Annotated in this window: 6 protein-coding genes and 1 pseudogene; 4 read left to right on the top strand and 3 right to left on the bottom strand. The window is 63.0% G+C overall.

The annotated features are described in order from the left end of the window. Nucleotides 1-978 (top strand): type II secretion system F family protein, encoded by a 978-nt coding sequence (locus Q8O80_RS09705; protein WP_305579263.1) that lies wholly within the window; start codon nt 1-3, stop codon nt 976-978. A gap of 18 nt (nt 979-996) precedes the next feature. Then, a complete protein-coding gene (locus Q8O80_RS09710) occupies nt 997-2,001 on the top strand; it encodes a type II secretion system F family protein (protein ID WP_305579264.1) in 1,005 nt (334 codons plus the stop codon). A 68-nt stretch (nt 2,002-2,069) separates the two neighbouring features. Here Q8O80_RS09710 and Q8O80_RS09715 read toward each other — a convergent pair whose 3' ends face one another. Next, the gene (locus tag Q8O80_RS09715) at nt 2,070-2,840 is read right to left on the bottom strand and encodes a tetratricopeptide repeat protein (protein WP_305579265.1); all 771 of its coding nucleotides are present in this window, start codon (nt 2,838-2,840) and stop codon (nt 2,070-2,072) included. A 197-nt stretch (nt 2,841-3,037) separates the two neighbouring features. Here Q8O80_RS09715 and Q8O80_RS09720 point away from each other — a divergent pair, with 197 nt between their 5' ends. Further along, on the top strand, nt 3,038-4,384 hold the full coding sequence (locus Q8O80_RS09720) for a M17 family metallopeptidase (RefSeq protein WP_305579266.1): 1,347 nt from the start codon (nt 3,038-3,040) through the stop codon (nt 4,382-4,384). A 50-nt stretch (nt 4,385-4,434) separates the two neighbouring features. Continuing rightward, nucleotides 4,435-5,367, top strand: a complete 933-nt coding sequence (locus Q8O80_RS09725) for a helix-turn-helix domain-containing GNAT family N-acetyltransferase (RefSeq protein WP_305579267.1) — start codon at nt 4,435-4,437, stop codon at nt 5,365-5,367. 12 nt (nt 5,368-5,379) lie between these two features. Here Q8O80_RS09725 and Q8O80_RS09730 read toward each other — a convergent pair whose 3' ends face one another. Together Q8O80_RS09730 and Q8O80_RS09735 are read right to left on the bottom strand one after the other, a co-directional pair. After that, on the bottom strand, nt 5,380-6,318 hold the full coding sequence (locus Q8O80_RS09730) for a glyoxylate/hydroxypyruvate reductase A (RefSeq protein ID WP_305579268.1): 939 nt from the start codon (nt 6,316-6,318) through the stop codon (nt 5,380-5,382). A 74-nt stretch (nt 6,319-6,392) separates the two neighbouring features. Next, nucleotides 6,393-6,695: pseudogene (locus tag Q8O80_RS09735) on the bottom strand (cytochrome c family protein); the annotation flags it as partial.

A 6,695-nucleotide genomic window follows, 5' to 3' on the forward strand; every position in this document is an offset into this window, starting at 1 on the left:
ATGTTTGGTCCCCTCATTATCGCTCTGCTTGCCATGATTGTTGTCGGTGCCATCGGCTTTGCCCTGGTGCCTTCGGCAATCGGCAGTGGGCGTGCCGAGCAGCGCCTGAAGTCATTTCAGGGTGACATTCGGGTCAATCGGCTGGAGCTGGATGCCACGCGCAACCGCGACCAGCGCCGCAAGGAACTGCAGCAGACGCTCAAGAACCAGACAGCTGCGCTGAACCAGAAAAAGCGCGCCACGCTCAAGCAGCGCCTGTTTCAGGCGGGCATGACCATCAAGCCGGCGGCCTTCATTCGCAATAGCGTCATTTTGGGCGTCGTGGCGTTTGTGGTTCTGGTCTTGGTACAGGTGCCAATCTATTTTGCCCCGGTCTTTGCGATAGCCGCCGGATATTTGGTGCCGCGCATGTATGTCAATCGCAAGCGCCGCAAGTATCAGGACAGGTTCCTCGACGAGCTGCCCAACGCTGTTGAAGCCGTTGTGCGCGGCGTCAAGACCGGCCTGCCGCTCAATGACTCCATGCGGGTGGTGGCCAAGGACGCCAAAGAACCGGTCAAATCCGAATTCGCTCGGGTGCTTGATCAGCAGGCTGTCGGCATGACCATGACCGAAGCGGTCACCGTGCTGCTTGATCGTGTGCCATTGCCCGAAGTCAATTTCTTCGTCGTGGTCATTACGGTCCAGCAGCAGGCCGGTGGCAATCTGTCCGAGGCGCTGGGCAACCTCGCCAAGGTGCTGCGCAACCGCAAGAAGATGAAACAGAAGATCAAGGCCATGTCCTCGGAAGCCAAGGCGTCGGCTGGCATCATCGGTTCGCTGCCCTTTGTGGTGGGCATTCTGGTGAGTCTGACATCGCCGGCCTATCTGGCGCCATTGTTCTTCACCACCCTTGGCAATATCTGGCTGGGCATCGGCGTCGCCATGTTCTCGGCCGGCATCTTTGTCATGAGCAAGATGGTCAAGTTCGACTATTGATCGGGCAGGGAAGCACAAATGTATATCTTTGAACTGCTGGGCCAGCGCGAATTCCTGATCGCCGTACTTGCGGCAATATCCATGGCGGCGGTCGTCTTCACCTTCGGCTCCAGCTTCATAGTCAAAACCGAGATGAAGGACCGCATCAGGCGCGTCGCGCTCGAGCGCGAGAAGATGCGTGCCGAAGAAATGGCCCGGCTGCGCGGCGGCGGCAGCACGGCCGTGGAAGGGCGCGGTATAAGGCGCACCGGCGAAACCAAGTCCTATATGAAAAACGTGGTCGAAAAGCTCGACCTCAAAAAGGCCTTCCAGGACGATGCCACGGTCGACAAGCTGGCTATGGCCGGCTATCGCGGGCAGGGCCACCTGACCACCTTTCTGTTCATGCGCCTGTCAACGCCAATCGCGATTTTCCTGGTAGCGGCACTGTATCTGCTGGTGCTGTCGCCGGGCGAGCGGCCGCTTTATCTCAATCTTGTTTACGCCGTCGGCGGCGGGCTGCTCGGCTCGTTTCTGCCCAATATCCTGCTCCAGAACACCACGACAAAGCGCCAGATGTCGATCCGCAGGGCCTGGCCGGATTGCCTCGATCTGCTGCTGCTATGCGTCGAGGCCGGCATGTCCATGGAGCATGCCTTCAAGCGCGTCGGCCGTGAAATCGGCCAGCAGAGCGCCGAGCTGGCCGAAGAACTGGCCCTCACCACTGCCGAACTCTCCTTTCTGGAAGACCGCAGCCGCGCCTATGACAATCTGGGCCGCCGCACCGGTCTGGACGGCGTCAGATCGGTGATGACCGCGCTTATTCAGGCCGACCGCTACGGCACCTCGGTTGGTCAGGCGCTGCGCGTGATGGCCGAGGAAGGCCGCGAACAGCGCATGATGGACGCCGAAAAGAAGGCAGCAGCGCTGCCGCCCAAGCTCACGGTCCCGCTGATCCTGTTCTTCCTGCCGGTGCTGTTCATCGTCATTATCTCCCCGGCCATGATCAAGGTGTTTGGTCCCGGCGGGGTTGCTGGCGGCTAAGGTAAGGTCCAAAAAAACGACGCCGCCCGAGGGGCGGCGTGGATCTGTTCCGGTCAGCGCAGCACTGCTTAGCCTTTGGCAATCTTGTCCCAGCGGTTCTGTTGGGTCAGCAGGGCGCGCACATAGGTCATGTTGTTGTTGACCTGATCGGGCGGCAGCTCGGCCGCATAGAGCGCCCGGCACTCATCGAATCGACCCTGCAGTCCGACGATCAGTGCCAGGTTCTGCCGGATCTGGCTGCTGGCCCCGCGCATCTGCACCGCGCGGCGCAGATGCTGTTCGGCGGTGCCCAGTTCATTGGTCATCGCATAGCTCAGCCCCATATTGGCTTCGATCGAGGCCTCACCGGGCATAATGGTCAGTGCCTGGGTGTAGAGTTCACGCGCTTCGCCATTGCGCCCCAATTGGTCCAGCGTGGCACCTTTGACCAGCAGGGCATTCCAGTCGGGGACATCGGGGCGGATCACATTGTCGAGTACCGCCAGTGACTGGTCGAACCGACCGTCAGCTGTCAGTGCTTTGGCATAGGCAACAGAGATGTCGACATCCTTGGGATGGGCATCGATACCCACTTCGAGCACCGCTACCGCCTGTTGAGGCTGCCCCACGGCGCGCAGGGCTGCCGCGTAGTGGATGATGACACCCTTGTCACGCGGGTTGGATTTGTAGCGGGCCGAGAGTTCGCCCAGACTGGCCTGACTCTGCCCTGCACTCATGCCGGAATAGTCCGGTGACGGGGCGCTGCTACGGTTGGATGCACACGCACCCAGCGCCACAATCGCTACACCTGCCATCAGCAGCGTACGCACAGACTTGAAATTGGTGTAGAGGAACGTCACCGGCAGCTCCAAGGCGGCGTCAGAGCGGACGAAACCTCGCCAACGCGACCGCGCAATATTCTGTTGTGGACCGCTGGCCCTTGCTCTGGAGCAATAAATCATTAACCCTAACAGCCAGTTAAAGCAGCGAGCTCGCCGTCACAGCGGCAACTGCCGACCGCTGGCAAACCTCACCAACACCTTTGCGGAGCCCGCCAATGTCCAATCCCATTCCTGTCATCTGCGTGAGCGAGGGCGGTCTTGCTGCGGCCGGCATAACGCCCGCCCAGCGCGCATGGGCCGACACCAATGGCTTCACCGGGCAGCGCGGTCGCCTGCTGCCCGTCCCGGACACCGATGCCGGCCTGTGCGCCTATCTGTTCGGCCTGGGTGAGGCCACCGCTCATCCCGCAATGCTCACCGGTCTGGCTGGCGCTGCGCTGCCCGCCGGCGATTACCGTCTCGAGGGCACCTATGGTGATCCAGAACTGGCGGCGATCGGGTTTCGCCTCGGCACGTATCGCTTCGATCGGTACCGCTCCGGCAAGCCCGGGCCCATGCTGAGCCCGCCCGAGGGGGTCGATGCCGCCGAAATTGACCGGCAGGTAGAGGCGGCGACCATCGCCCGCGATCTGATCAACACGCCAGCCAACGATCTGGGCCCCGACGCCTTTGAAGCCGCAATCCGCGACTTCGCGGCGGCCCGTGACATGGCCATATCGGTCACGGCTGGCGATGATCTGCTGGCCGCCAATTTCCCGCTGATCCACGCCGTGGGTCGCGCTGCGGCCGAGCCGCCGCGCCTGATCGACCTGAGCTGGGGCGACCCCAGCCATCCCAAGGTCACGCTGGTAGGCAAGGGGGTGACCTTTGATACCGGCGGCCTCGACATCAAGGGCGCGGCCGGCATGTTGCTGATGAAAAAGGATATGGGCGGCGCCGCCAATGTGCTGGGGCTCACCCATGCCATTGTTTCGGCTGGTCTCAAGCTCCGCCTGCGCGTGCTCATTCCGGTGGTCGAAAATGCCATTTCCGCCGCGTCCTTCCGCCCCGGCGATGTGCTGACATCACGCAAGGGTCTGACAGTCGAGATCGGCAATACCGATGCCGAAGGCCGGCTGATCCTGGCCGATGCGCTGGCGCTGGCCGACGAGGAAAGCCCCGACCTGCTGTTCGACATGGCAACGCTGACCGGAGCTGCTCGCGTGGCGCTGGGCCCCGAACTGCCCCCGCTCTATTCAGCCGATGAAGAACTGGCGCGCGCGCTGATGGCCGCCGGGCTGGCCACCGATGACCCGCTCTGGCACATGCCGCTCTGGTCGCCCTATGACGCCATGATGAGCAGCAAGATTGCCGATGTGAACAATGCCGCGTCGGGTGGCTTTGCCGGCTCGATCACCGCGGCGCTGTTCCTGCGCCGCTTCGTCGGCAAAGCCAAGGCATGGGTGCATCTGGATATATTTGGCTGGGCCCCGGAAGCCCGTCCTGCCCGTTCCCACGGCGGCACCGATCAGGGCATCCGCGCCGTCTACACGGTGCTCAAGCAGCGTTATCCTAATAGTTGACTTCGACAACGAACTCGTTGACAATATCAAGCGTCAATGAGGGCATGGTTATGGGTGTACCGTCCGAAGATATCGCGCAGGTGCGCGCCTTCAACCGGTTCTATACCGGCGTGATCGGTCTGCTGAACGAAGGCATGCACGAGAGCCTGTTCAGCCTGGCCGAAGCACGGGTGATCTATGAACTGGGCAAGCGTGGTGCCGCCATGGCAGCCAGCGAACTGGCGCGCGGACTGGGCATGGATCCCGGGCAACTGAGCCGGCTGGTGCGGCGCCTTGACAGCCATGGCTTGCTCTCGATTGCGGCCAACGGGAGCGACAAGCGCGTCAACGATCTGGCCCTCGCCCCGCGAGGTGAGGCGGTCTATCAGGGGTTCGACAACGCCAGCAATGCCGCAGTGGGGACGCTGCTCGCCCCGCTTGACGCGTTCGAGCGCCGAGACCTTGTGGGGTCGATGCGCCGGATTCAGGCCATGCTGGCGCAGCCCGGCGACGCGCCGCTGATCCTGCGGCCGCACCGCGTCGGGGAGATCGGCTGGCTGATCCACCGCCAGGGCTTGCTCTATCACCTCGAACAGGGCTGGAATGGCGATTTCGAAATGCTGATCGCCAAGCTCTACGGCGATTTCGTTGACGCCCCCACCACGCCGCCCAAATCGCTGTGGATTGCCGATCGTGGCGGCGAGATCGCCGGATCCGTCTACATTGTCCCTGCCGGCGCGACCGAGGCCGCGGGCACGGCGCAATTGCGCATGCTCTATGTCGAGCCGGCCTTTCGCGGCCAGGGCGTGGGCCGGTTACTGGTCGAGGAGGCTGTGCGCTTTTCCCGCGAGGCTGGCTATGGCCGCGTCATCCTGTGGACCCAGGATTGCCTGAGCACGGCCCGCCATATCTACCAGAAGGCCGGGTTCACCCTGCTGCGCGAGGAGCGGCACCAGTCGTTTGGCGCCGATCTCAATGGGCAATATTGGGAACTGCGCTGCTGAACCAGCGCTCGTTCAGTAGCCGCGCTCGCGATCGACCACATTGATCAGCGGGTCGCCAGCCTCATGGCGCGCAATGATCCCGCTGAAATAGCGCACGCCGCTCTTTTTGTTGCTGATCGCGGCAATATGCGGGGTGATATAGCAATTTTCGATGTCCCAGAGCGGGCTGGTCGCTGGCAGCGGTTCGGTCTCGAACACATCAAGGCTCACCGCGCCCAGGGTGCCGTCACCCAGCGCCTTGACGATGTCGGCTTCGCGCTGATGCCCGCCACGGGCCGCGTTGACGATGACGGGCCCGCCCGCCAGCCGGTCTCGTCGCAGCTTGGCGAAGGTGTCGCTATTGAGAATGCCGGTGGTTTCTGGCGTCAGTGGCAACAGGTTCACCAGAATATCGGTGCCGGCGAGGAAAGCGTCGAATTGCTCGGCGCCCGCGAAGCCCGCCACGCCGTCCATGTTCTTGGGGGTGCGGCTCCAGCTGCGCAAATCAAAGCCCAGCGACTTGAGCCGGCGGACCGCATCCTGACCCAACACGCCCATGCCCATGATCCCCACCGTGGTTTCCGACGCCGCTGGCGGGTAGAGCTGGCGCCAGCGCCTGGCCTTCTGGTCGGCGTGAAAGCGGGTGTAGAGCCGATGATGCATGGTGACGTGCGCCACCACGTAGTCGCTCATCTGCTGGCTCAGTTCATCATCGACAAAGCGCACAATGGGAGCATCGGGCAGGGCAGGGTGTTGGAGCAGGGCGTCGACGCCCGCACCAAGCGACAGAATGGCCTTCAGCCCAGTCAAGCCAACAAAGGCATTGGCCTCAGGCTTCCAGACAAAGATGTAGCGGATCGCGGCAGGGTCATAGTCATCGCCACGCCGCACGACGGGGTAGCCATCCAGGGTAGCGCGCAGCGCTTCGGCCCAGCCTGCTTCATCGACATCGGTCAGGTGCAGCAACAGCATGATCTTGTTCCTTCCAGCAAAAAGCCGCGCCGTTGACCGGGCGCGGCTTTAAAAATGGTCTGACTAAGCCAGCGCTATTGCGCGGTCGTTGTCGTAATCGGGGTGCCTTCGACCGGGGTTTCTGTACTGGTGGTCGTGGGAGTCTCGACAACTGACGCAGGCTCGGACGCCGGTTCGGCCGCAGGCTCTTCTGCCGGAGTGGCAGCGGGCGCGTCAGTCGCAGGTTCGGCTGGCGCAACTGCCTCAGCAGGCGCAGCCGCCTCGGCCGGCTCTGCGGCAGCGGGTTCTTCAGCGGGCGCGGCTTCCGCCGCTGGGAATGGCACCGGCGCAGCGTCCAGCGTCTGCAGATAGGCCAGGATGTTGGCGCGCTCTTCAGG

Origin of the sequence: Devosia sp. (genome assembly GCF_030689745.1) — a bacterium.
In the GTDB taxonomy this organism is placed as follows: domain Bacteria; phylum Pseudomonadota; class Alphaproteobacteria; order Rhizobiales; family Devosiaceae; genus Devosia; species Devosia alba.